The following is a 26026-nucleotide window of genomic DNA, read 5'->3' as shown; positions in this document are numbered from 1 at the left end:
CGGTATTGAAATCATAACTTTAAGGAGATGGAGGATCTTAAATGAAAGAGTTTTGGCAAAAATTTGGAAAATCGCTGCTTCTGCCCATTTCTACCATAGCAGTCGCCGGTATATTCAGCGGTCTTGCGGCAGCAATGCAAAACAGCGCAATTGTAGGGGAAACTTTTGCAAATCTTGTTTACGTCCAGAATTTTATTGGTTTTATCCGTAAGCTGGCTGGACTGGTATTCGGAAATCTGCCTTTGTTTTTCTGTATGTCTATCGCTATAGGCATGGCAAAGGATGAAAAACCGACCGCGGCATTTTCCGCTGTCCTGGGCTTCCTTGTATTCCATTACACGTTAAATTACATTCTGGGACTGAAAGGTATTACCGCTGAATCCACCAGCATCAGCAAGCTTATGGAGCAGGGGATGTCACAGGTGGATGCAACCATTGTAAATGCTAAGTATGAGACCATGCTGGGATATTTCACACTCCGCATGAATGTATTCGGAGGCATTTTGGTAGGACTTCTTGTAAACGTTTTACATAACCGGTTCTACACGATCACACTTCCAAGCGCCGTTAATTTTTTCGGCGGAAAACGCTTTGTCCCGCTGATTACCATTATCACCATCCCACTGGCAGGAATCGCTTCTTACTTCATCTGGCCGTTCTTTAACACATTCATCGGACTGATTGGCAACTGGATCAACTCCATTGGTGTATTCGGACCTTTTGTATACGGTGCTGCCAACAGGCTTTTGATCCCTACCGGCCTTCATCATATTCTAAACCAGGTGGTACGCTTTACACCGGTAGGCGGAACAGCAACCATAGATGGCCAGACTGTCATGGGCGCGTTAAATATTTTTAATACTGCCATTGCATCAAACAGTCAGGTTCCAAATGATGTATTCCAGATGGGCGCCCGCTACGTAGGCCAGGGGCACTCCCTTATCGTTATCTTCGGCCTACCGGCTGCTGCCTTTGCAATGTACCGGTCTGCAGATGATAAAAATAAAAAAAGAGTCAAGGCACTGCTCTCCGCAAGTGTTACCGCTTCAATCCTTACAGGTGTTACAGAGCCGCTGGAATTTTCCTTTATGTTTATCTCACCGGTGCTTTTCCTGTTCCATGTAATTATGACAGGGATCGGCTATATGGCGGCCGCTTTGCTCCATTGCAGCGTTGGGGGCGTACAGGCAGGACTGATTGATTTTACGATTTTCGGGATTTTCCGGGGAGCACAGAGTAAGTGGTACCTTGTGGTACTGATCGGTATCGGTATGGCGGTTATCTACTACTACGGCTTTACCTACCTGATCCAAAAGTTTAATATTTCAACCCCCGGAAGAAATGAAGGGGCTGATGCAGAAGACGGGGAAACGGCACTTGTGAATTCTGGAAGCGGCACAAAGCTGGCGGAACAGATCCTGGAATACTTGGGCGGAAGAGAGAACATCGGTGAAATCAACAACTGCTTTACCAGACTGCGTGTTACCATCAAGGATATGTCTCTGGTTCAGGAGCATAATTTAAAATCGACCGGCGCATCAGGCATTGTCTGTCCTTCTGCCAATCAAATACAGGTCATCTACGGATTGAAAGTTGAAAGCATTGCTAGAGATGTGAAAGCATTGTATCACGCGAAGCATACAGGAAAGGATTAAATAAATGGAACATAAGTTAAAGATTACGATCGTGGGAGGCGGTTCCACATGGACCCCCGGAATATTGAATGCATTTATCCGCCACATGAATTCTCTCCCGGTCACAGAGCTGGTACTTTTTGATGTTAACGCAGAACGTCAGGCTCCTATTGGAGAATATGCACAGCTGTTATTCCGCCTGCACGCTCCTAAAGTAAAAGTCACTTACACAACAAGCAAAGACGCGGCCTACGATTCTGTGGATTTTGTTATGGTTCAGATCCGTACAGGTGGATATCCTATGCGGGAAAAAGATGAAAAAATCCCCATGGAATACGGAGTGCTCGGTCAGGAAACCTGCGGCCCCGGAGGTTTTGCCTACGGGATCCGTTCCTTAAAAGACATGATTGAAATTGTAAAGGATGTGCGCAAACACAGTAAAAATGCCTGGATCCTGAATTATACCAATCCAGCCGCCATTGTAGCCTACGGCCTGCAGCGGGAGTTTCCTGATGACAAAAGGATTCTAAATATCTGTGACCAGCCGATCAACCTGATTCATTCTTTCGCCAAGCTGCTCGATGTGCCTGCCGAATCCCTGGAACCCACCTATTTCGGGCTTAATCATTTTGGATGGTTTACCCATCTTTACAACCAGAACGGCCAGGATTTGCTTCCCCTTCTAAAGGAGCGGATAAAGGATAAGGGATTTCTGCCTGCCGATGCCGCCGAGCGCGACCCTTCCTGGCTGGATACTTATGCACTGGTACAGGATATGGTACATGATTTCGATGAGTATGTGCCTTCCACTTACCTCCAATACTATATCTATCCCGAGTACAAGGCTTCCAAATTAAACCCGGATTATACCAGAGCAAACGAAGTCATGGATGGCCGTGAGAAACAGGTGTTTTCCGAATGCCGCCGCGCAGTCAGTCAAAACAGTCTGGATGGAATCCATGTAGTAAAAAATGAAGCTCACGGTGATATGATCCTTTCCATAGCGGAAGCTATTTACTTAAATAAAAATGCGTACTATATTATCATGGTTAAAAATGAAGGAATCATCGAGAACCTTCCGGATGATGCAGTCGTGGAAGTGACCTGCCTGCTGGGCAGCCGCGGACCTAAACCATTCCACACCGGACCTGTCTCTGTTTTTTATAAAGCATTGCTGGAAAACCAGTATGCCTACGAACGCCTGACCTGCGAAGCATATTTTGAAGGCAGTTATACAAAAGCATTGCAGGCGCTGACGTTAAACCGCACCGTTACAGACGCCAAGAAAGCGAGAAAGATCCTGGACCGCCTGATTGAAGAAAACAAAGGCTATTGGCCCAAACTGACCTGACAGAAAGGATTGTATCTATGTGCAAAATGATAATAAATGCAGATGACTTCGGTTATTGCCGGGCTGTCAATTATGGGATCATAGATGCTCATCTGCAAGGGGTACTTACATCCACTACACTTTTAACCAATACTCCAGGCTTCCAGCACGCTGCCTACCTGACAAAAGAATGCCCCTCACTGGGAGTTGGCCTGCATTTAAACATCGCCCTTGGGCAGCCTCTTACCAAAGGCAGCACCCTGACCGGAGAAGACGGGTTTTTTATTAAACCACGAAATCTATCCTCCTCCCACAAGTATCTTCCGGAAGATATCCTGGTAGAACTAGAGGCTCAATACCAACGGTTTGTGGAGGTAATGGGGAAAAACCCGACCCATCTGGACTCCCACCTATTTACAACGGACAGCAATCCTGTTATGGCTGCTGCCGCCAGGACACTCGCTGAAAAATACCGGCTGCCGCTGAGAAATCACGATATAACAGGTTTTCCCCACGTGGATTTTATACAATTCCGCACGTACCATGGGGAACCGGGGCTGTCTTATGTATACGATCATATGGACGATATCTCTTCCAGGCCATATGTGGAGCTGATGAGCCACCCGGCCTATGTGGACTCTTACCTGCTTCAATCCTCCTCTTACAATTTACAGCGCCTTGCAGAACTGGATTTTCTGGTTAGTAATAAAACAAAAGATATGCTGCAAAAATATTCGGTCCAATTGATCAATTACAGTCAGTTGTGATCATGTAACAGAGAGTTGTCCGATCTAATGCATTAATATCTGGTAAGCTAAGAATTAAGGATAAATAAAGACCCGCAGAGAAATCATACTCTGCGGGTTTTTGGCTTGGTAAGTTCTACAATTACCTCTGCCAGGGGATCCGGAAGATAAAAGAAGTTTTCTCACCAGGCACTGATGTAGCCTCGATGCCGATGCTATGGCGGTCCGCAATCCGTTTCGCAATTGCCAGACCAAGACCGGTTCCCGTCCGGTTGGTTTCACCAATAGACATATAATACTCCTCGAACACATGGGGCAGATCCATCTCTTGAATGCCGGTACCCCTGTTGTTGATTCTTGTAGTGCAGCCGCTGACATCAATAGTGACCGTCACCTGGATTGGCTCTCCCGGTATCGAAAACTTGATGGCATTGTCCAACACGGTTCCTAACATCTGGCGCAATCTGCCATAATCCCCGCAGAAAGGAAATATTTCACCGTCTTTTATATTCAGTTCTATGACATGCCCCGCATTTTGTGCGATATGCCGCAAAGTCCGGACCGCATCCTCTACGACCATCATAAAATCAATCGGCTGCTTTTCTATATGATAGCTGGGGTTTTGTAGCCTGGACAGTTCCAAAAGATCATTGACCATACGGTTCATATGAACGCTCTCCGCGAGCATCTCCCTATAGTATGCCTCCACCTGCTCCTGACCGGTCACAACCCCATCACAGAGTGCTTCCAGAGAACTGCGGATCACTGCCACCGGAGTACGTAATTCATGGGAAATATTAGATATATAAGTCTTCCTCAATTGTTCTAATTCCGCCTGCTTCCGGTCCGCTTCTTTAAGGCGTACAGATAGTATGTCGATGTTATTAGCAAGAACTCCAAGCTCGTCCTGGCGTTTCACGCCGGTTTTTGCCGTATAATCGCCTTTGGTCATACTTACGGTAATTTCTACCATACATTTCAGCGGATTTACAATGTTACGGGAGAATATGAGACACGGAACGATTAACACCAGCAGTGCCAGGAGCATACTTCCGGCCAATACCCAGCCTGCTTCCATAATTGTGGAAAACATGTCGCCGGTACGGGCATGGATGACCACCACCGCCACCGTCCTGCCATCAGAGAACTGAACCGGTGAAGCAATAATGAAGTTTTTTTCCAGCATTCGGTCAGACCACCGTTCACTGATGGAGGTTTCTCCTTCCATGGCCTGATCGATAAGTGTCCGCACTTCTGCGGGAATGGAGGAGTAGGTAATATTATATTTGCCAAATTCCACGTGGATCGTCTGTGTGGCGCTGTCCACAATCCAGAGGTTACTTAAGGCAATGTTATCCATGAAATCCAGATAAATGCCCAGCCTTAAGTTGGACTGCTTCATTTGCTCTTTAAGCCCCGACTCGATCGGATAATACTCTGGTAACTCCTGCTCAAAATATACGCTTAGAGAGTGAGCGATGGCCTCTGTTTTCTGTAGAAAGCCTGAACGATAGTTATGTACTGTAGTTCTGGTATAAATAATCAGAAAGATCCCTCCTACCGTACTGCACATCAAAACTAGTGCTGCGGTAAAATAGAGGAGGATCTGCGCAGTTAGCTTTCGTTTCATTCGATCACCGATCCTGCCTGATCTCAAACTTATATCCGGAGCCCCAGACTGTCTTGATCTGCCAGTTTGGGTGGCTTAAGTCAGACAGCTTGAACCGGAGACGCTTGATGTGGGTGTCTATAGTCCGTGGGTCACCAAAATAATCTACGCCCCACACCAGATCCAGCAGATTGTTTCTTGTATATACCCTGTTACGGTGGGTGGCCATCAGCCAGAGAAGTTCAATCTCCTTCTTTGTCAGATTGACAGGGATTTCATTTACCGTTACCGTAAGGGTGTCCAGTGAAATCTTCAGATTGTCATACATGAATAACTGATGCTGATGCAGATTTCCCGAAGCCTGATCGATACGCCGCATAATGGCACGTATCCTGGCCATCACCTCGCCCGGTGAAAAAGGCTTCACAATATAATCGTCGGCACCGATATCCAGCCCCATGATCTTCTCAAAGTCCTCTCCCCGTGCCGTGATCATGATAATGGGAATCGTGGAGCTGCTGCGGATCTGCCGGCACACCTCGAATCCATCCTTGACCGGCATCATGATATCCAAAAGTACCAGATCGATATCTTCTCTTTCATATATCTCAAGTGCCTGCTGTCCATCATGAGCCCTGTGTACCGTGTAACCCTCCTTGACACAATACTCGGCCAGCACGGTAACAAGCTGCCGGTTATCGTCACAGATCAGTATAGTTATCATTCATGTACCTCCCTTTCTATAACTACTATAATATGAATTTATGACATTTCCATGTCATTTTTGACATAAAGTTCACAAATTTGAACGCAAAATGCCACATGATTGCCATAAATATATTTTATTATAAAATTAACAATAAAATCAATATATGTGATAGAACTTTGTAGAATCTACACATATCACAAAAAGTAACAGGAGGAAAAGATGAAAAAATGGATTAAGTTACTGTTTGCTGCAGGTCTTACTATGTTCGTTCTGACGGGCTGCGGGGGAAGCCAAAGCACCAACAAAGCAGAGAGCCAGGCCCAGTCTGGGGAGGGCACCTCTTCCCGAAAAGAGGAACTGATTATCGGAACCGCCGCCGATATTAACAACCTGGATTTACAGAAACAACAGGATGCTACCAACAACATTGTATTAAAGCTCACTCACGAAACTCTGATTTTCTTCACAAACGAAGGCACGATTGAGCCGCGTCTGTGCACCGGCTGGGAGTTTAAGGACGACACTCACATCGTGTTCAAACTGTATGATAATATGTGTTTCTCCGATGGAACTCCGCTGACTGCAGAGGATGTTAAGTTCACTTATGATATGGGCCTTCAAAATGAGCTCAGCGTATTAAAGGGACTTGTTGAAGTCAATGTTATCGATTCCCTGACCGTGGAGCTGGTTATTGACAGTTACTCAAACGAGTTCTTACAGTCCCTTGCCTCTGTTCCGGTGAGTATTCAGTCCAAAGCAGCTTATGAGAGCGGTATGGACGAGCCATATCTGATTGGTTCCGGCCCGTACAAGCTGGATAAATGGGAACCGGATGAGCAGGTAACCTTCGTAAAGAATGAGAACTACTGGGGAGACAAGAAGGGGGGCTCCGACCGCATCACCTTCCGTCCGATCAAGGAAGCTTCAACCAGAGCCATTGCCCTTCAAAACGGTGAAATTGATGTCTGTATCGATCCATCCATGGACAACTTACCGGATCTGGAAGCTGATGACAACGTAACCGTATTTGAGAGACCTGGTACCCGTCTGTTCTATCTTGGCTTCAATGTAACAAAAGAACCGTGGGACAACTTAAAAGTAAGACAGGCGGTGGCACATGCGATTGACCGTGAATCAATCATTGATGTTGTTTTGATGGGGAAGGGACAGACTCAGACTACCATTCTAAACCGTGGCCTGTGGAGCTTTTTCGATGAAATGGAAGGTTATCCGTATGATGTGGATGCAGCAAAAGCAGCATTGGCTGAGAGCGGCTATACCCCAGGCGGAAAAATTCCACTACTTATCTCCAACGAGAGCGATTACGGCCAGGTAGCACAGTTGATTCAGGCGAACTTAAAAGTAATCGGTATGGATATCGAAATCCAGACCGTTGAGCCGGCGACACTGAAAACCGAGTGCGTAAATGGTACCCAAGGCCTGTATTTGTGGAGATGGAACGAGGACAGTAAGGTTGATTTCGTATATCGTGACCTGTACTACACCGGTTCCGGCAGCAATTATCATCACTACTCCGATCCGAGAGCGGATGAGCTGACTGATTTAATTCTGACTGAAAAAGATCCGGACAAGCGCCTGGAATACTCCAAAGAGCTGCAGAAGTACCTGGTTGAAGCAGTTCCACAGGTCCCGCTGTACATTAAGAACTTAATCATTGCTTACAATAAGAATCTTAAGGACACCTACTTATATGGCGGCGGAAACCACGACTGGAGATTCGCTTACGTGACAGAATAGAAGAGGTTTGCTTATGGGACGATATTTACTAAACAGACTGCTTCTCATGATCCCGGTGATCCTGATAACTTCGTTTCTGATCTATTCCGCTATGAACATGACGGGAGGAGATCCGGTCCTCGCTCTGGCCCCTGACAATGCGTCAGAGGCCCAGATCGAGATAATCCGAGAGGAGCTAGGGCTTAATGACCCCTTTGTTATTCGTTATTTCAAGTACATGGGCGGAATGCTAAAGGGTGATCTGGGCACCTCCTATGTAACCAAAAAAGATGTCTTCGAGACTTACATACAAAGACTGCCAGCCACCATGCAGCTGGCCTGCGCCTCTGTTTTCGTGTCCGTGTTGATTGCCATTCCCCTTGGCATTTACACTGCCATACGACAGAATACCTGGAAGGATAATCTTGGGATGGTATTTGCACTTTTCGGTGTCTCGATGCCCAACTTCTGGCTTGGCCTCATGCTCATGCTTTTGTTTTCACTAAAGCTTGGCTGGCTGCCATCCAGCGGCCGCAATGGACCATTATCCCTGATTCTTCCTGCCGTGACAGTCGGCATGGGTCTTGCCGCACTGATTACCAGGACCACACGCTCTTCCATGTTAGACGTGCTTCGTCAGGATTACATGCGCACTGCCAGGGCCAAAGGGGCGGATGAGAAACGGGTGATTCTCCGCCACGGTCTTAAAAATGCCCTGATTCCGATTATCACTGTAGTCGGTATGCAGCTAAGCAACGTTTTGACCGGATCCGTGCTGGCCGAGACCGTATTTGCCTGGCCAGGGGTCGGACGGCTGATTTTTGATTCTATTTCCAAGCGTGACACGCCGATGGTTACCGGGGCGATTATCATGTCCTGCGTCCTAATGAGTATCGTAAACGTACTGGTGGACGTAGTATATGCATTCTTTGATCCCCGAATCAAGGCGCAGTATATAAAAAAGAGGTGATATCATGGCAGCAGAGACTGTAAAAAGCCGTTCCCAGGCCCAGGAGGTCTGGAGAAGGCTTAAGAAAAATAAAGGTGCCATGATCGGTCTGGGTTTTCTGGTACTTCTTGTTGCGGTTGCCATTGTCAGCGGCTTTATCTTCGATTATGACACGGAAGTGATTGGGATCAACCCTGCATTAAAGCTGCAGCCGGCGAATTCGAAGCACTGGTTCGGCACCGACAACCTGGGACGTGACATATTCGCCAGAGTCTTATACGGAGCCCGTTACAGCCTGGTAATTGGTGTGGGAAGCGTGGCCATCGGTCTGGTGGTAGGAGTTATCTGCGGCGCCTTAGCCGGATACTACGGCGGCATAATCGATCAGGTGGTTATGAGAACGAACGATATCCTGTATGCAGTGCCGAATATTATGATCGCAGTCGTTATTGTTTCCCTGTTCGGAACCAACACAATGAATCTGCTGTTGGCACTGTGTGTGACGGTTGCCACGGCATTCACAAGAATCGCCCGTGCTTCTGTTATGACGATCCGGGGACAGGAATATGTGGAGGCAGCCTATGCGATGGGGCTTCCCACCTGGAAGGTTATCGCAAAGCACATCCTTCCCAACTGTCTTTCCCCGATCATTGTTCAGATTACCCTTTCCATCGGTACGACCATCATTGCTGCCTCTTCCTTAAGTTTCCTGGGTATTGGCATTCCAAGCCCGGCACCGGAATGGGGGGCAATGCTTTCTGAGGGACGTAACTTTATCCGAAATTCCAGTTATATCTGCGTAATACCGGGACTTGCCATCATGTTAACGGTACTGGCTTTAAATCTTTTGGGCGACGGGCTGCGGGATGCGCTGGATCCAAAACTGAAAAAGTAGGTGATGAGTATGAACGAAATTATATTAGATATCAAGAACCTGGTGATCAATTATGAGACAGATGACGGCTGCGTCCGGGCTGTTAATGGCCTCGATCTGCAGCTTGGCAAGAAAAAAACACTGGGTCTGGTAGGGGAAACCGGTGCTGGAAAGACGACCACCGCCCTTTCTATTCTGAATCTGGTGCCGAATCCGCCGGGCGTTATTCGGGATGGAGTCATCATGCTGGATGGCGACAATGTGCTGGAGAAGAGCCCAAAGGAATTGGAAAAGATGCGCGGCAACGATGTTGCCATGATCTTCCAGGATCCTATGACAGCTTTAAATCCGGTTATGACCATCGGTGAGCAGATCGCAGAGAGTATCCTTCTGCATGAAAATATTTCTGAGGAAGGAGCCATGGAGCGGGCGAAAGAAATGCTTAAGATGGTCGGCATTGCAGAGAGCCGTGCCTGTGACTACCCCCATCAGTTCTCTGGCGGTATGAGGCAACGTGTAGTCATCGCCATTGCGCTTGCTTGTAATCCGAAACTGCTGATTGCAGATGAGCCAACGACTGCCCTGGATGTGACGATTCAGGCACAAGTGCTGGAGCTGATGAAGGGACTGATCAGACAATATGAGATGTCAATGCTCTTAATCACTCACGATCTTGGCGTTGTAGCCGAGATCTGTGATGAAGTGGCGGTTATTTACTCAGGAAAGGTCGTGGAAAAAGGTACTGCCGATGAAATTTTCAATCATACCCGTCATCCATACACAGAAGGCCTATTCAACTCCATGCCCAACTTAAAACAGCGCGGCGAGGAGCTGGAACCGATTCAGGGTATGATGCCAGATCCCATGAACTTACCGGAAGGCTGCTCTTTTGCAGAGCGCTGCCCTTACGTGTCAGATCGCTGTCTGCAGGTACAGCCGGAGTTAAAACCAAATGGTGATACCCATTTCGTGGCCTGCCTGGCTTATGAGGACAAAAATTTCATGCTCAGGAGGTATCAGGATGCCGGGAAGTAAATATGTATTGGAAGTTGAAAATCTGACAAAATATTTTAATACACCGGCCGGACAGCTTCATGCCGTAGACGGTGTCAGCTTTAAGCTGGAGTATGGAAAGACGTTGGGAATCGTTGGGGAATCCGGATGCGGCAAGTCCACCACCGGCCGGACCCTCTTAAAGTTGACCCCGCCGTCCTCCGGCAAGATTATTTTTGACGGTGAGGACATCACCGCTTATCGCACTTCAAAGATGCGTAAGCTGCGTACGGAAATGCAGATAATCTTCCAGGATCCCTTTTCTTCTCTGGATCCCAGACAGAGCGTTATGCAGCTCATCAGTGAGCCAATGATCCAGCACAAACTGGTCAGCGGCAAAGCGGCCATTGAGAAAAAGACACGGGAGCTGATGGAGATTGTTGGCCTTTCATCCCGTTATGTCAATACCTACCCCCATGAGCTTGATGGCGGCAGACGCCAGAGAATCGGCATTGCCCGTGCTCTGGCTGTAAACCCCAAACTCATCGTCTGTGATGAACCGGTATCTGCCTTGGATGTATCAATTCAGGCACAGATTTTAAACCTGTTAAAGCAGCTTCAGAAGGACCGTGGCCTTTCCTATATCTTCATTACCCATGATCTGTCGGTAGTAAAATACTTTTCTGACGATATCGCAGTCATGTATCTGGGGCAGATGGTTGAGAAGGCAAACTCCGACGATTTGTTCGCAGAGCCGATCCACCCATACACCAAAGCACTGCTGGCAGCAGTTCCACAACCGGTAGTGGGAAAGGATCGCCCGCAGCGTCAGCTGATTAAGGGCGAGATCACCTCCCCGGTAAACCTGCCTGACGAGTGCCGGTTCTCCAAGCGCTGTGACTTCACCTGCGACCATTGCCTGCAGAAGAACCCGGAGCTTAAGGAGCTGCGTCCGGATCACTTTGTGGCGTGTACGCTTGCAAAGTAATAAAGCTATAACACCGTAGGACACCATACCACAAGGAATCCGTGGAGGAGAGGGTATTTTCAGATATTTGTTTAACGATAAGAATCAAAAACAAACTGTGCGGGCTATTTTTAGCCCGCTGTTTTTGTTTAAACTATGTGAAGAAAATATCAAAAACCTTATTGTAAGTATCAAGTTTGTTTTGTATAATAAAGAGAGAAACTACCATGATTGACTGCGGAGATTGATGAATATGATAAAATTGACTAATTTTGATGTTAAAAAAATGACGATTGGAGAAATGGCTAAAATCAATCACATATCAGAGCAGACCTTAAGACTTTACGACCGGGAAGGGCTGTTTTCCCCCGTAAACAGGGATGAGAACACCGGATACCGCTACTATGACATTCGCCAAAGCGCCCAGCTTGACATGATCCGGTACATGAAAGCCTTAGGGATGCCCTTAAAGGAGATCCGGGTTCACATGAAAAAGTGGGATATGGGGCGGGTAAAACAGCTTCTCAGGGAGAACCGGGATGCCATTGACCAGAAGATTGTGGAACTTAATCTTCAAAAGCGCGCCATAGAACGGACTCTTGACAGCTATGACCGCTATGAAGCGGCTCCTCCCGATGGGGCCATTGTTATGGAGTACATACCAAAACGCCGGATGTATATTAAAGAGACGAAAACTAATTTTTATGACTATGAAATCGATGAATACGAACGTCTTTTACGCAGCTTAAAGGAAGATATGGGAGCCCGTAAGATATCTCCGTTTTACTTTGCCAATGCAGGGACCATATTAAAGCGGGAGAATTTTATGAAGCGAAACCTGTATTCCACCCAGGTGTTCGTGTTCGTGGATCAGGAATACGTTGAGGAAGAACTGATTACCGTCATACCGGCCAATTCCTATCTTTGCATATACTGTGACCGATTTTCCAAAGAAAAAGAATACATTGACCGACTGCTGGCGACCATAGAAGAGAATCACTACACGGTAATCGGAGATTACATCTGCGAAGTCATTGTTGAGATGCCTCTTGACTATAAGGAAAGGGGCATGTTCCTGCGCCTGCAGGTACCGGTCCGTATGTCCTGATATTTGGTGATTTTGCTCCATTGACCTGATACCGTCTATAACCTTTATAATGAATGCATCAGGAGCTTGGCTCCATAACAGGTTCTTATATAGAAAGGATGACGACGATGATGAATAATGAAAAAATCCGTGTGGTACAGTATGGCTGCGGAAAAATGGCAAAGTATATTCTAAGATATTTATATGAAAATGGCGCGGAAATTGTAGGCGCCATTGATGTGAACCCTGATGTGGTAGGCATGGATGTAGGTGAATTTGCCGGCCTTGGATTTAAAATCGGTGTTCCCATCCGAAGCGACGCAGATGCGGTTCTTGACGAGTGCGATGCAGACATCGCCGTCGTGACCCTGTTCAGCTTCATGGATGATGTATACCCTCATTTCGAGAAATGTGTTTCCAGAGGAATCAATGTGGTGACGACCTGTGAGGAAGCCATTTATCCATGGACCACTGCTTCCGCCATTACCAACCGTCTGGACCGGCTGGCAAAAGAAAACGGATGCACCATCGTTGGAGCAGGAATGCAGGATATTTACTGGATCAATATGATTGGCTGTGTGGCAGGCGGTGTACATCGGATCGACCGCATAGAGGGAGCGGTCAGCTATAACGTGGAAGACTACGGACTGGCCCTTGCCGAGGCTCACGGAGCAGGCCTTACTCCTGAGGAATTCGAAGAAAAAATTGCCCATCCAACCACTTTGGAGCCTTCCTACGTATGGAATTCCAATGAAGCGCTGTGCAATAAGATGGGCTGGACCATCAAATCCCAGACACAGAAATGCGTTCCTTACTTTTATGATAAAGACTTATATTCCGAAACTCTGGGAGCTACGATCCCCAAGGGAAACTGCATCGGCATGAGCGCGGTTGTAACTACGGAAACCTTCCAGGGACCGGTCATTGAAACCCAGTGTATCGGCAAGGTTTACGGCCCGGATGACGGTGACATGTGTGACTGGAAAATCATTGGAGAGCCGGACACCACCTTCTTTGTAAAGAAGCCGGCTACGGTAGAGCATACCTGTGCAAACATTGTAAACCGCATTCCAACCATACTGAATGCTCCGGCAGGGTTTGTAACGGTTGAAAAGCTTGACGATGTTCAGTACTTGTCCTATCCAATGAATTTATATCTGGAAAGCTAAGAATTAAGGTTAAATAAGAATTAAGGATAAATAAGAATTAGAGATAAATAAGAATCAGGGATAAATAAGAATCCGCAGAGAAATCAGACTCTGCGGATTCTTTGCGTCCTTTAACATAGACGGCTTCGACAGAACGGGCATGGCAGTCTGACAGGAAAAAGTTATCCCTTTTCTCGCCCGCTGGAAAATGGTATTATGGGAATAAGGCTGCTGTTATCGGCAAGCAGCCGGAGACTTGTTTGGTTTTTTCCTAAATAAGAAAGGAAAAATTACAGGAGGTAAGAACATGGAGCGATTTGAGTACAAGACATTGTTTACCGATGCAAAGGGAATGCTTGGTGGAAAAGTAGACCAGGGTGCATTTCAAAAAGAGTTAAATGAGTTAGGCCAGCAGGGTTGGGAGCTGGTAAATACAGTTCCTGCCGCACAAAGCTATGGGAGCACAAGGTGGATCATCTCGATATTTAAACGGAAGGCCGAGTAAGCCTGTAACGTGACGAATGATGAGCGATATATAATAGATAGATGTAGAAATATAAGTAATTATGCATGAAGAGAGTTGAAAAACCCTAATAATCAACAGAATCCAACAATGAACCCTAATGGACAATCGAAAAAACATGATAAAAATGATATGGATCAGCAAACATTGATTTTCTTTATTTCCTTATAATGCTTTGACAATACCGGAAGTGATGCTATAATCAGGAGGCATATATTGAGACAGGATAACAAAGGAGAAGAAAAATGAAAGTTCTTGAAAAGCATCCCATGGTCATGATCGCAATCGGTGTCATAGGAATTTCCCTCTCTGCGATTTTTGTCAAATATTCCGATGCACCTTCCGTGGTGACGGCTGCTTACCGGCTCTTGTGGACGGTGGGGCTTATGACACCGGTGGTATTTGGGAAAGCCCAGGTCCGGGCGGAGCTGAAACAGACGAATGGGAAGACCATTGCATTATGCGCAGTGAGTGGAATATTTCTGGCTCTTCATTTTACGTCATGGTTTGAATCGTTAAAGCAGACTTCTGTGGCAAGCTCGACGGCAATCGTCTGTACGGAGGTCATCTGGGTGGCTTTGGGATTTGTCGTGTTCTTAAAAGGAAGGATTGGAAAAACTGCCCTTATAAGCATTGCCATTACCGTAATCGGCAGTCTGCTTATTGCCCTTTCTGATTATTCGGCAGGAGGAGATCATTTGTCCGGAGACGGGCTTGCACTGGCAGCGGCAATTTTTTCTGCCGTCTATACCCTGATCGGCCGGGAAGTGAGAAAAGGAATGTCGACAATATCTTACACCTATATTGTCTATTTCTTCTGTGCATTGGTGCTTTGCATATCTACGGCAGCGGCTGGAATTCCTTTCCATGGTTATGGGATGAGCTCTGTGGTGGTAGGTCTTCTTTTGGCGGTATTCTCTACCCTTCTTGGACACAGTATTTTCAGCTGGTGCTTAAAATTCCTGTCTCCCTCTTTTGTATCGGCTTCCAAGCTCTGTGAGCCGGTGGTTGCGGCCATATTTGCCGTGTTCCTTTTTGCTGAACTTCCGGCTCTTTTACAGATAGCCGGAGGACTGATCACCATAGGCGGTGTACTGCTGTACTCCAGGGTTGAGAAAATTGGGGAATGATTTTTCTTGTGATTCCATTAAAATAGTGATAACCTAGAAATTGTGGAATTAATTTCCAAATATTTAGTAAAGGATTCATGGTAAATGTGCAGAAAAGGAAGTCATGCAGGTACGATGAGAAAGGGTGTCCTTCTGGCAGTCATATTGATGTTTGCAGGGACGACAACTGCACTGGCAGATGACACTTCTAAATTTGTCCCGGGAACCAAAATAAACGGAGTTCTTGTGGGAGGAATGACAGTTGAAGAAGCGAAGATACAAATAGAAGGCTTTTATGGCAGGGAATATCGCCTTTCCATCAAGGAGAAGGGAGAGGTGACAGAGGTCATAAACGGTCCTGATATCGGCTATCAGGTAGTTTTTACGGAAGGGCTTAAGACGGTTTTAGAAGAGCAGAACACTTCGGGGCGGGTGACAGGCCCTGCAGCTGATAATACCTATAGCCAAAAGGGAGCAGTCAGTTATGACGAAGGGAAGTTAAAGGAAAAGCTGAATTCTCTTTCATGTATAAGCGGCGAGGGTATTACGGCTACAACGAATGCCCGGATTTCTGACTGGCAGCAGGGAGTCCCTTTTGCCATCCTGCCGGAAGTACAGGGGAACAGCGTAAGCCTAGAAAAACTGGAAGCAACCGTCAAGGCTGCATTAAATGAAGTACTTCCCCAAATAAACATTGAGGAATCAGGCTGTTATGACACTGTAACTGTCACCTCAGAGGATACCGGATTGATCGCCCAGCGGGATGCTCTCAACCGTGTCAGGGAAATGGAAATCACCTATACCTTAGGAGACCAGTCGGAGGTTTTAAAAGGAGAGGAAATCTGTTCCTGGATATCGGGGATGACGGGAGAAGTGATCAACGTAAGAGGAGACAAGACTTCGGCTTACATAAAGACTCTGGCGGACAAGTATGATACTGTAGGCAAGGAACGGGCATTTCGTGTTACAGATGGTAAGGCCCGTCTTCTACCTGGTTCCTATGGCCAGAAGATAGACCAGGCGGGAGAAAGTGCGGCACTGGCTGCTATCATACAATCCGGGCAAAGCCAGAAAAGAGAACCGAAGTATGTTCAGACAGTGGCAAACCGGAGCAATGCCTGGGGCGGGTCTTATGTGGAGGTAGATATGGCGGCCCAGCATGTTTACATGTATAAAGATGGTGTTCTGGTATGGGATTCTCCGTGTGTCACAGGAAATGTTTCTAAAAAGTACACAACTCCGGAGGGCATTTTCACCCTTTACAATAAGGAGACAGATCGAATCCTGCGGGGAAAGAGACAAGCGGATGGTACCTACGAATATGAAAGCCATGTGAATTACTGGATGCCGTTTAACGGAGGGATCGGTCTTCATGACGCAAACTGGAGAAGCAGGTTCGGCGGAGATATCTATCAGACAAAGGGAAGCCATGGTTGTATCAACCTTCCGCCGGATAAGGCAAAGGCTTTGTATGGCCTTGTTTATTCCGGAATCCCCGTAATCTGTCACTATTAAGTCAGGTGCATGAAAAGAGAGAAACGATGCGAAAGCCGGTTCGGGTATTATATCCGAACCGGCTTTTTTAATAGGACTTCTGAAGGATTCTCCGGAGTCCGTTTTTTTATCTCCAAAAATACAGGAAACATTTGCGGAACCTCTGCTTCTCGTGAGAGAATCTGAATGGTTTTTATTCAGTATCTCCGTCATTTAGTGCAGGCATTATCTCTGTTAGAAATTATAATTACAATGAAGTGAAAAATATTACTATAAGAGTAATAAATGTTGAAATATGGGATCGTATCCGTATGCATGTGAAACTATTTACACGTTAAATGAAATAAAGTATTATAAGGCCATCAGATAAGGATAAGTAGAAAGAGGAAAAGGAGAAAAACAATGAGAACATTTAACGTATGCATCGTTGGAGGGGGAAGTACTTTTACATTAGGTTTCTTAAAGTCCTTTGTCAGACTTAAAGAGGAGTTCCCCTTAAATAAGCTGGTGCTGTTCGATATCGACAACGACCGCCAGGAACCGATTGGGAAGTATGGTGAAATTCTATTTAAGGAAAGATTTCCGGAGCTGGATTTTTCTTACACAACCGATGTTAAGGAAGCTTATGAGGGAATGGATTTTATATTTATGCAGATGCGCTCCGGAGGGCTTCCAATGCGTGCAAAGGATGAGCACATTCCGCTGAGCATGGGAATCATCGGACAGGAAACCTGTGGGGCAGGAGGGATGGCTTATGGTCTCAGGTCCTGTGTGGATATGATCAAGGCCGTACACGATATCCGCACCTATGCGCCGGATGCATGGATATTAAACTACTCCAATCCTGCTGCAATCGTTGCGGAAGCGCTCCGCAGGGAATTTCCGGATGACAAGAGAATCTTAAACATCTGCGACCAGCCGGAGAATGTGGTACGTTCCTGCAGCAGACTATTAAAATGCAGTTGGGAGGATTTAGACCCGGTTTACTTTGGACTGAACCATTATGGCTGGTTCACCCATATGTATGATGTTCATACAGGAGAAGACTTACTTCCAAAGATCAGGGAAATGGTTGCCCAGAACGGTTTCCTTCCCCAGGATGCGGAACAGAGAGATAAGTCCTGGCTGGATACCTATGGAATGGTAAAGACAATCATGGAAGATTTCCCGGAGTATCTGCCCAACACCTACGACCAGTATTACTTATATCCGGAATATAAGGCCAGCCATCTGGACGCTGATTTTACCCGTGCGGATGAGGTTATGGCGGGGAGAGAAAAACGGGTATTTAGCGAATGTGCCCAGGTGATCAAAGAAGGAAAGCTGGGAGATAAGTTTGATGAGATTTCTGATGCCCATGCAGAAATGATGATTAAGGTTGCGGAATCCATTGCTTTTAATATAAATGACAGGCATATCCTGATCGTTGAGAACAACGGTGCGATAGCCAATATGCAGGACGATGCCATGGTAGAGGTTGTATGTGAACTTGGAGCAAATGGCCCACGCCCCATGAGAGTAGGAAATATTCCTCAGTTCTATCTGGGACTTTTGGTTAACCAGGTATCCTGTGAAAAGCTGATTGTAGATGCTTATTTTGAGAATTCTTATCAGAAGGCTCTGGAGGCATTTACCCTTAACAGGCTGATAGGCGATGCAAAGAAAGCAAGAACGGTACTGGATGCTTTGATTGAAGCAAATAAAGGCATGTGGCCGGAGTTAAAATAAGGGGAAGCAAAAACTTGGCGGGAGTGAAATGAAATGTGCTCCTATGGAGAATCATAAGAAAACAGGATGTAACGTTGCAGGGCAAGGTTGCCTGTGACGGGAGAGGATATTATCATGAAAAAAAACAGAGCAATGGATTTTTTCTCGGCCCTCGGACGTAGTTTGCTGATGCCGATTGCTGCTTTGGCCGCATGCGGTATCGTTTTGGGGTTGACCTCTGCGCTTATGAAAGCGCAGGTACAGGCGGCTGTTCCGTTTTTACAGCAGGGGCTTATCTATTTCATAATTTCTACTTTAAATAAAATATCAGGTGTTGTATTTACATTGATTCCGGTGCTGTTCTCCATCTCCATTTCTTTCGGCATGGCGAGGGAGGAAAAGGAAATAGCAGCATTTGCAGGATTTATCGGTTATTATACGTTTCTTGTAGCATCGGCATGTATGATCAATTCCGGCTTTATGAATTTCGGCGCTTTAAAGATATCCACGATTCTGGGCGTAGAAACCCTGGATATGGGTGCGGTCGCAGGTATTGTTGCAGGTATCGTCACCGCCTCACTCCATAACCGGTATCATAAAGTTACATTTCCGGTGGCAATCTCCTTTTATGGAGGAAAACGTTTTGTTGCCATTGTTGTTATTATGGCTATGGCAGTTGTTGGTCTTGCCGCACCGATCCTATGGTCACCGGTTTCCATGGTCATTGACGGGCTGGGAGGTTTGATTTCTGCTACAGGACTGGTCGGAGTATTCGGATATGGATTCCTGGAGCGGCTGCTGATTCCTACCGGTCTGCACCATGTATTAAACGGCATTTTCCGTACCACCTCCATTGGCGGAACCTATGAAGGAGTAGAAGGATGCTTAAATATCTTCCTTCAATTTGTCGATAAAGTAGACATCTCAGAGCTGAGGCCGTTTACGGTATTTTTAGGACAGGGCAAAATGCCGATGATGATGTTTGGTCTTCCGGCAGCAGCACTGGCTATTTACAGGACCTCTCCTCCGGAGAAAAAGAATAAAGTAAAGGCTCTCATGATTGCAGGCGTCGCAGCCAGCATTGTGTCAGGCATTACGGAACCATTGGAATTCTCATTCATGTTCATTGCACCGCCGCTGTTTTTGTTCCATGCGTTGATGGGCGGCTTGTCCTTCATGCTGATGTCGGCATTTAAGGTTGTTATCGGCAATACTGGCGGCGGTCTGATTGACTTCCTGATCTGGGGCGTATTCCAGCCAGGATCCCGCTGGTACTGGGTGATCATTACCGGACCGTTCTTCTCTGTTATTTATTATTTTGTATTTAAAAGCTATCTTACGAGAAAACAGCTTTCCATTGATGTATCTGACGAAGAGCAGGAGGCGGATGCGCAGGAGAGCACCATGGAAGAAAAACAAAAAGCCCTCGCATCGAAAATCATAGAGGGACTTGGCGGATATCATAATATCACGACAGTGAACAACTGCCTGACCAGACTTCGGGTAGATATTAAAGATATGGCAATGGTGAGTGATGAACTTTTAAAGAAAACAGGCTCCATGGGAATTGTCCGCACTAGTGATACACATATCCAGGTGATTTATGGGCCGAAAGTGGAAGGAATTGCATCAAATGTAAGGGAAGTATTAAAATATTAAAGTAATAAAGAGGAAGCTGCCCGGCCATGGGAAACATGGAACCGGGCAGCTTCCTTATTTTTGTTAAGACAGGGAATCAAATGTATCACCGTCTGTCTGGGAATTCTTGATCCTGGCGGCCAGTTCAATCAGAAGCTGGACAATCGTCAGGATTCCAAGTCTGGGATTGATATCTACATGACGGTACTCCTCATTCCGGTCATTGGTGCAGAGTGCGATGGTGCTGTAGGGGATCAGAGGGCTGTCCTTCTCGCAGGTGAGCAGAATCGTGATGGTACCGCGGGCCTTGGCCTTCCGGAATACAGACAGATACCGCCTGGCATCTCCATGGGCCGTGATGATGAAAAGAACGGCATCACTGTTTATCTCATGTACAAGACCATTTAACAGGCGCCGCCACTCAACCAGAATACAGGGATAGTCAAGTGTGTTTAAGACCGTCTGGAGATATTTGGCGGCAAGGGAGCTTAAATTGGAGCCATAGATATAGATGGGCCGGTCACTGGTTAAAAGCCCGGCGATCTCTTCCAGCTTCTCTTCATCGATCTGATCTAAATTATCCTTAAACAGGGCGAGAGAATGATGGACCAGATCATCAGTACGGAAGTTCTGGGGATGAAGCTGCTTTAATTCCTTTCGTACCTGATATTTGAATTCGTTATAGCCCTTCAGTCCCAGCTTTTGGCAGAAACGGACAATGGTAGCATTGGAGGTATACAGGCTTGCACTTAAGTCATTTAAATTGGTATACACGGACGAGGGAAGATTGGATTCAAAATACTTAAGGATTTCTTCCTCCGTATCCGTAAGGTGCAGCTCATGTGCTTTTTCAAATAAAGGAATCATTGTTTTCCCCCTGTTCCGTTTGTTCCCGGCCGGACAGCTTGTACTGAAGGTAACAGCGTATAATGGCGTTGATCATATAAAACACCGGAAGCCTGGAAGTGAACTCCGCTCCCCGGTTCTCGCGCTGGTTGGTGAAGAAGCGGAAGTTGACAGTGGCTAAATTGGCAACTTCATTGTTGGTATATGGGGTGATGGATAGAATCGGGACATTGTTCATCCGGGCGATTTTGCCAAGACGTACGGTCGGGCCGAAATCCCCGGTGGTGCTGATTAAGATCAGCAGGGATTCCGAGTGGATATTTCTTAAAATGTGTTCTCCCATTTTACTGGATTCGATTTTGTATACATTCTGGCGCCCGATGGAGAAAAGAAGCTTCTCAAAGTAGTCGCTCAGAATAGAAGTGATCCCTCCCGGGGCCCATAAGTAGATGGGACAGTTGCTGTCAAAATACCGGAACGTATGGCTGAGCTGATCTTCCGATATCAGATTGGAGGTTCCTTCCACGTTGGAACACAGACTGTCAATCATGATCCGGGTATTAAAATCCTGGGCTTTTGCAGCCGAGGGTCCGGGATTTTCTTTTCTTTCCTCGGCACGGAGGGCATATTTGAATTCCGCAAAGCCGGAATACCCAAGCTTCTTGCAGAAGCGCAGAATTGTGGCAGAGGAATAAGAAGTCTGGGTGGCCAGAGTCTGTATGCTCATATCCAAAACCTCAGCCGAGTGTTCATAGACATATTTCAGGACATTCAGTTCATTGTTACTCAGGCTTTTGATAACAGCGTCATCCAGATGAAGTGTGACCATTGAAAACCTCCTCGTAAATCTCTCAGTCCATTTTAACACGAATACATGATAAGTCAATGCAGCCGGGTGGAAATAGACGGACTGTTTCGTGAAAAAGGTATTATTATCAGGTTATAGTTTGTGCCAACAGATTGACAGGATGCCCTCTTTGTGCTACATTCAGGACATAAAAAAGGTGAAAGGAGATGATACCTGTGGCTGAGATCATGCCTCATATCAAGCTGTCAAAAGAACATGCCGTTCCCTATGCGCTGCTGCCGGGTGACCCAAAACGTCTGGACCGGATTGCAGCCTGTCTGACGGATACGGAGGAACTGGCGTTTAACAGGGAATTCCGAAGTATTAAGGGAAAATACAGAGGAGTACCTGTTATGGCGGTATCTACAGGGATTGGAGGTGCGTCTGCGGCAATCGCAGTGGAGGAACTGGCAAGAATCGGGGTTAAGGCCATGATCCGAATCGGAAGCTGCGGAGCGCTTCAAAAGGGGATCCGCCTTGGCGATTTAATTCTGGTGAATGGAGCTGTCCGGGATGATGGAGCCTCGTCCTCCTATGCAGATTCCATCTATCCGGCGATACCGGATACAAAGCTTTTGCTGGCCTGCATGGAAAGTGCAGGGGAATTGGGAGCGAGATCTCATGTGGGAATAGCCAGAAGCCATGACAGCTTTTACATTGATGAGGAAAAGGAGGTCTGCGCTTACTGGGCAGGTAAAGGTGTCATGGGTTCTGATATGGAAACTGCCGCATTATTTGTGGTAGGCGGACTGCGGGGAGTAAAAACCGCCTCCATATTAAACGTGGTGGTGGAGTCTGAGGAGTCCATAGAGGAAAACATCAACAGCTATACGGGCGGAGAGTCCGCCATGATGAGGGGAGAGCATTTGGAGATCCTTACGGCATTGGAGGCCTTTGTCCGTATGGATAAAGGTTGAAAGAAAAAAAAAATGGAGGAAATTGAGATGAAAAATTTATTTAAAACCAAATTGAATGCAGCCTGTTTTGTATTGATTCCGGCTTGTATTGGAATTAATTATTTAGGAAAGCTTTTTGCGTCTGTTTTAAAGCTTCCGCTTTGGCTGGATTCTATCGGTACCTGCATCGGCGGTATTCTTGGGGGACCCGTGATCGGGGGAATCTGCGGTGCGGCTAACAACTTAATTTACGGCTTTACCACCGGTGATTCGATCACTCTGGTATATGCCTTAACCAGCTTAGGAATCGGTGTCGCTGTAGGAATCATGGCAAGGCTTGGCCGTATGGAAAAGCTCTCAGGAGCCATTCTTACCGCATGTGTGGCAGGCCTTACGGCTGTTGTAATCTCCACTCCTTTAAATATCATTTTCTGGGGCGGAACAACAGGCAATATCTGGGGAGACGCTGTCTTTGCCTGGTCACAGGCTTCAGGGCTTCCCGTTGCTTTTGGCTCCTTCCTTGATGAGGTCCTCGTGGATGTGCCGGATAAATTAATCACCCTTTTGATCGTGTACGCCATCATCAAAGGTCTTCCAAAGAAACTGACTTCCCTTTACGAACTGGATGATGAAGTGGCAAGTCTGGATTAAAGCAGGAAAGGCAGAATTATATGAAAAGTATCAGTCTTTACGTGGATAAAGATACCTACTTAACCAGGCTGCATCCATTTGCCAAGATGTTTTATATTCTGGCAGCTGTCAGCGCACCCCTTATTGGGGGTGCGCTGTGGATATACGGCCTTTTTCTGGCCATCAGCCTAGGGCTTTTGATCAGCGGTAAGATCATCAGAAAGGTTTTCCCTCTGATTGCCTTTTCTTTTACCATCATAATCACCATTTTTTTGATCCATGGCCTTTTTAATCAGGAAAACCAGAAGGTTCTCTTCCATATAGGGCCTCTTGCCTTTTATCAGGAAGGGCTTCTTTATGCTACCAGGATCGGGCTTAATATCTTAAACATGCTTTTGGCCTTTGCTACGTTTGTATTGACTACCAAGCCTGCGGGCCTGGTGGAGACCATGGAGCAGGCGGGCTTTTCACCCAGGTTCGGATACATGATCAGTTCTGTTTTTCAGATTATTCCCCAGATGATGGGGACTATGAACACCATCATGGATGCCCAGAGAAGCCGGGGAATGGAAACAGAAGGCAGCCTGCTTGTAAGAGCCAGGGCATTTATTCCGTTAATTTCGCCTGTAGTCAGCAGCTCCCTGATCAACACCAGAGAAAGGGCCATTGCCCTGGAAGTGCGGGGATTTGATTCAAAAAATAAAAAGACATTTTTAAGGGAATACAGGCTGGCAGGAGGAGACAAGGCATTCATGTCGTTGATGGCTCTGCTCATTGCGGGTTCTATTGTATGGAGGGTGCTTACATGGCTTTGATCGAAGTGACAAACTTAAAATACCGGTATCCCCATACGGAAAGTCTGGCTCTTGACGGAATTGATTTTCAGGTGGAAAAGGGGCAGTTTATCGGGATCGCCGGTGAAAATAAGTCTGGAAAAAGCACGTTGTGCCAGGCCTTTGCCGGTCTGGTTCCTACCATGTTTCGCGGAGCATACGGCGGGAAGCTCCTCATAGACGGAGTAGAAGCGGCGAAAACTCCCATAGCCGAGTTGTGCCAGAAGGTTGGCCTTGTGTTCCAGAATCCTTTTAACCAGCTTTCCGGAGCAAAGGATACAGTCTTTGAGGAAATCGCTTTTGGACTTCAGAATCTGGGAATTCCCAGGGATGAAATTTTTAAGAGAGTGGAAGAAAATTTAAAGCTTCTGGATATTGAAGAATACAGGGACAGAAATCCCTTTGATTTATCAGGCGGGCAGACGCAGCGGGTGGCCATTGCCAGCATCCTTGCCATGGAGCCTAAAGTCATTGTGCTTGACGAGCCAACCTCCCAGCTGGACCCTCAGGGAAGTGAAGAGGTATTCCGGGTGGTTGATAAGCTGGCAAAAACAGGTATAACCATTATCATGGTGGAACAGAAGATGGAGAAATTGGCTTCTTACTGTGATAAGATCCTCCTTCTTCATAAAGGAAAGCAGATCGCTTATGATACTCCGGAACGGATTTTTTCCAGGGATGATTTAGAGGAACTGGGCGTTAAACCGCCGGTCTATACCCAGGTTTGCAGAGCGCTGGGAGTGAGCAGGAAAGAGGGAGAGGACAGGCTTTATCCGGTCACGTTAGCGCAGTTGGAGCGTTTAAGGGACCAGTTTCCTTCAAAGCTTTCCGGCAGGGCTTCTATAAAAGACCGGGAGGAGATAAATGATCAGACAGTATTTAAGATCCAGGATTTAAAGTTTCATTACAATCCTGATATTCCAGTGATTGAACACCTGGATCTTTGCCTTGATGCAAGGCCTACCGCAATCATCGGCCAGAACGGCGCGGGAAAAACCACTCTGGTCAAGCTGTTAAAGGGACTTTTAAAGCCAAATGCAGGGAGTATTTCCTTTGAAGGCGAGGATATATCCAGAAGAACCGTAGCACAGCTTGCCGGAAAGGTGGGATATGTGTTCCAGAATCCGGATGACCAGATATTCAAAAACCGGGTGATGGAAGAGGTCATGGTAGGACCATTAAATTTAGGAAAGAGCCGGGAAGAGGCGCAAAAGCTGGCTGCTGAGGCTCTTGAGATGGTAGGGCTTATGGATGCGGCGGAAGAAAATCCCTATGACCTGGATTTATCGGAACGGAAAATGGTAGCCATTGCTTCGGTGGTGGCGATGGATCCTAAGGTGCTTATCTTGGATGAACCGACCATTGCCCAGGATGCAAAAGGCCGGGCGGTGCTGGGTAGGATTGTCCAAACCTTAAGTGAAAAAGGAAAATTTGTGCTGGCGATTCTTCATGATATGGACTTTGTGGCGGAATACTTTGAACGTGTTATTATTATGGCTCACGGGAAAGTGCTTAAAGACGGGCCGGGGGAGACGGTCTTTTATGAGAAAGAAAGTCTGTTAAAGGCCCGGCTGGAACAGCCCCATACTGCCCGGTTGTGTGAACTCCTGGGGTATGAGGGTGCTTTTATGACAGCGGAAGATATAAAAGCTTAAGGAAGATAGCCTCCTGAAGCAATTTTGCTCCGGCAAAGAGTCTGCGATGCAGACTCTTTGTTTTT

23 protein-coding genes are annotated in these 26026 nt (G+C 46.6%); 19 read left to right on the top strand and 4 right to left on the bottom strand.

All coding sequences use genetic code 11. From position 1 onward, the window contains the following. Positions 1–41 precede the first annotated feature (41 nt). From BMW45_RS01035 to BMW45_RS01025, 3 genes are read left to right on the top strand one after another with little or no spacing between them, the layout of a single operon-like run. The gene (locus BMW45_RS01035; RefSeq protein WP_092240170.1) at positions 42–1655 is read left to right on the top strand and encodes a PTS transporter subunit EIIC; all 1614 of its coding nucleotides are present in this window, start codon (positions 42–44) and stop codon (positions 1653–1655) included. Between the two features lie 4 nt (positions 1656–1659). Then, the gene (locus BMW45_RS01030; protein ID WP_092240169.1) at positions 1660–2985 is read left to right on the top strand and encodes a family 4 glycosyl hydrolase; all 1326 of its coding nucleotides are present in this window, start codon (positions 1660–1662) and stop codon (positions 2983–2985) included. A 17-nt stretch (positions 2986–3002) separates the two neighbouring features. After that, the gene (locus BMW45_RS01025; protein WP_092240168.1) at positions 3003–3731 is read left to right on the top strand and encodes a ChbG/HpnK family deacetylase; all 729 of its coding nucleotides are present in this window, start codon (positions 3003–3005) and stop codon (positions 3729–3731) included. Positions 3732–3852: 121 nt separating this feature from the next. On the opposite strand, the gene BMW45_RS01020 is transcribed toward BMW45_RS01025, so the two are convergent. Then, positions 3853–5340: a sensor histidine kinase gene (locus tag BMW45_RS01020; RefSeq protein ID WP_092240167.1), complete on the bottom strand. Its 1488-nt coding sequence runs from the start codon at positions 5338–5340 to the stop codon at positions 3853–3855. Positions 5341–5344: 4 nt separating this feature from the next. Then, on the bottom strand, positions 5345–6043 hold the full coding sequence (locus BMW45_RS01015) for a response regulator transcription factor (protein WP_092240166.1): 699 nt from the start codon (positions 6041–6043) through the stop codon (positions 5345–5347). Between the two features lie 204 nt (positions 6044–6247). Here BMW45_RS01015 and BMW45_RS01010 point away from each other — a divergent pair, with 204 nt between their 5' ends. The 12 genes from BMW45_RS01010 (at position 6248) to BMW45_RS00960 (ending at position 20275) form a co-directional block, all read left to right on the top strand. Beyond that, positions 6248–7786 (top strand): ABC transporter substrate-binding protein, encoded by a 1539-nt coding sequence (locus BMW45_RS01010; RefSeq protein WP_092240165.1) that lies wholly within the window; start codon positions 6248–6250, stop codon positions 7784–7786. 13 nt (positions 7787–7799) lie between these two features. Next, a complete protein-coding gene (locus BMW45_RS01005; RefSeq protein ID WP_092240164.1) occupies positions 7800–8735 on the top strand; it encodes an ABC transporter permease in 936 nt (311 codons plus the stop codon). Positions 8736–8739: 4 nt separating this feature from the next. Next, positions 8740–9609, top strand: coding sequence for an ABC transporter permease (locus BMW45_RS28210; RefSeq protein ID WP_207649042.1), 870 nt, complete (start codon positions 8740–8742; stop codon positions 9607–9609). Positions 9610–9618: 9 nt separating this feature from the next. Next, positions 9619–10623, top strand: a complete 1005-nt coding sequence (locus BMW45_RS28205) for an ABC transporter ATP-binding protein (RefSeq protein WP_330390636.1) — start codon at positions 9619–9621, stop codon at positions 10621–10623. Further along, entirely contained in the window at positions 10610–11569 is a 960-nt protein-coding gene (locus BMW45_RS00995) for an ABC transporter ATP-binding protein (RefSeq protein ID WP_092240163.1), read from the top strand. Before BMW45_RS28205 ends, BMW45_RS00995 begins: the two co-directional genes overlap by 14 nt. A gap of 232 nt (positions 11570–11801) precedes the next feature. Then, complete coding sequence (locus BMW45_RS00990; RefSeq protein ID WP_025231675.1) at positions 11802–12656, top strand: MerR family transcriptional regulator; 855 nt, start codon at positions 11802–11804, stop codon at positions 12654–12656. A 107-nt stretch (positions 12657–12763) separates the two neighbouring features. Then, positions 12764–13804 carry an NAD(P)H-dependent amine dehydrogenase family protein gene (locus tag BMW45_RS00985; RefSeq protein ID WP_092240162.1) on the top strand — a complete coding sequence of 347 codons (1041 nt, stop codon included), beginning with the start codon at positions 12764–12766 and terminating at the stop codon, positions 13802–13804. Between the two features lie 286 nt (positions 13805–14090). Continuing rightward, a complete protein-coding gene (locus BMW45_RS00980) occupies positions 14091–14288 on the top strand; it encodes a DUF4177 domain-containing protein (protein WP_054790679.1) in 198 nt (65 codons plus the stop codon). Positions 14289–14551: 263 nt separating this feature from the next. Next, entirely contained in the window at positions 14552–15436 is an 885-nt protein-coding gene (locus BMW45_RS00975; protein ID WP_092240161.1) for a DMT family transporter, read from the top strand. A gap of 84 nt (positions 15437–15520) precedes the next feature. Next, positions 15521–16930, top strand: coding sequence for a L,D-transpeptidase family protein (locus tag BMW45_RS00970; RefSeq protein ID WP_092240160.1), 1410 nt, complete (start codon positions 15521–15523; stop codon positions 16928–16930). A gap of 381 nt (positions 16931–17311) precedes the next feature. Then, positions 17312–18637: a 6-phospho-alpha-glucosidase gene (locus tag BMW45_RS00965; RefSeq protein ID WP_092240159.1), complete on the top strand. Its 1326-nt coding sequence runs from the start codon at positions 17312–17314 to the stop codon at positions 18635–18637. Positions 18638–18751: 114 nt separating this feature from the next. Continuing rightward, positions 18752–20275, top strand: coding sequence for a PTS transporter subunit EIIC (locus BMW45_RS00960; RefSeq protein WP_092240158.1), 1524 nt, complete (start codon positions 18752–18754; stop codon positions 20273–20275). Positions 20276–20338: 63 nt separating this feature from the next. Here BMW45_RS00960 and BMW45_RS00955 read toward each other — a convergent pair whose 3' ends face one another. Together BMW45_RS00955 and BMW45_RS00950 are read right to left on the bottom strand one after the other, a co-directional pair. After that, complete coding sequence (locus BMW45_RS00955) at positions 20339–21121, bottom strand: MurR/RpiR family transcriptional regulator (RefSeq protein WP_092240157.1); 783 nt, start codon at positions 21119–21121, stop codon at positions 20339–20341. Further along, positions 21105–21929 carry a MurR/RpiR family transcriptional regulator gene (locus tag BMW45_RS00950; protein WP_025231683.1) on the bottom strand — a complete coding sequence of 275 codons (825 nt, stop codon included), beginning with the start codon at positions 21927–21929 and terminating at the stop codon, positions 21105–21107. Before BMW45_RS00950 ends, BMW45_RS00955 begins: the two co-directional genes overlap by 17 nt. Before the next feature lie 194 nt (positions 21930–22123). Here BMW45_RS00950 and BMW45_RS00945 point away from each other — a divergent pair, with 194 nt between their 5' ends. The 4 genes from BMW45_RS00945 to BMW45_RS00930 are packed head-to-tail and all read left to right on the top strand — an operon-like array spanning position 22124 to position 25961. Next, the gene (locus BMW45_RS00945) at positions 22124–22864 is read left to right on the top strand and encodes a nucleoside phosphorylase (RefSeq protein ID WP_025231684.1); all 741 of its coding nucleotides are present in this window, start codon (positions 22124–22126) and stop codon (positions 22862–22864) included. A gap of 27 nt (positions 22865–22891) precedes the next feature. Continuing rightward, on the top strand, positions 22892–23494 hold the full coding sequence (locus BMW45_RS00940; RefSeq protein ID WP_029701498.1) for an ECF transporter S component: 603 nt from the start codon (positions 22892–22894) through the stop codon (positions 23492–23494). Between the two features lie 20 nt (positions 23495–23514). Then, positions 23515–24288 (top strand): energy-coupling factor transporter transmembrane component T family protein, encoded by a 774-nt coding sequence (locus BMW45_RS00935; protein WP_092240156.1) that lies wholly within the window; start codon positions 23515–23517, stop codon positions 24286–24288. After that, positions 24279–25961: an ABC transporter ATP-binding protein gene (locus BMW45_RS00930; protein ID WP_092240155.1), complete on the top strand. Its 1683-nt coding sequence runs from the start codon at positions 24279–24281 to the stop codon at positions 25959–25961. The genes BMW45_RS00935 and BMW45_RS00930 overlap by 10 nt, the downstream gene beginning before the upstream one ends. Positions 25962–26026 lie beyond the last annotated feature (65 nt).

The sequence above is a fragment of the Lacrimispora sphenoides genome (assembly GCF_900105215.1).
GTDB lineage: Bacteria > Bacillota > Clostridia > Lachnospirales > Lachnospiraceae > Lacrimispora > Lacrimispora sphenoides_A.
This window is presented reverse-complemented; position numbering and strand designations above follow the sequence as displayed.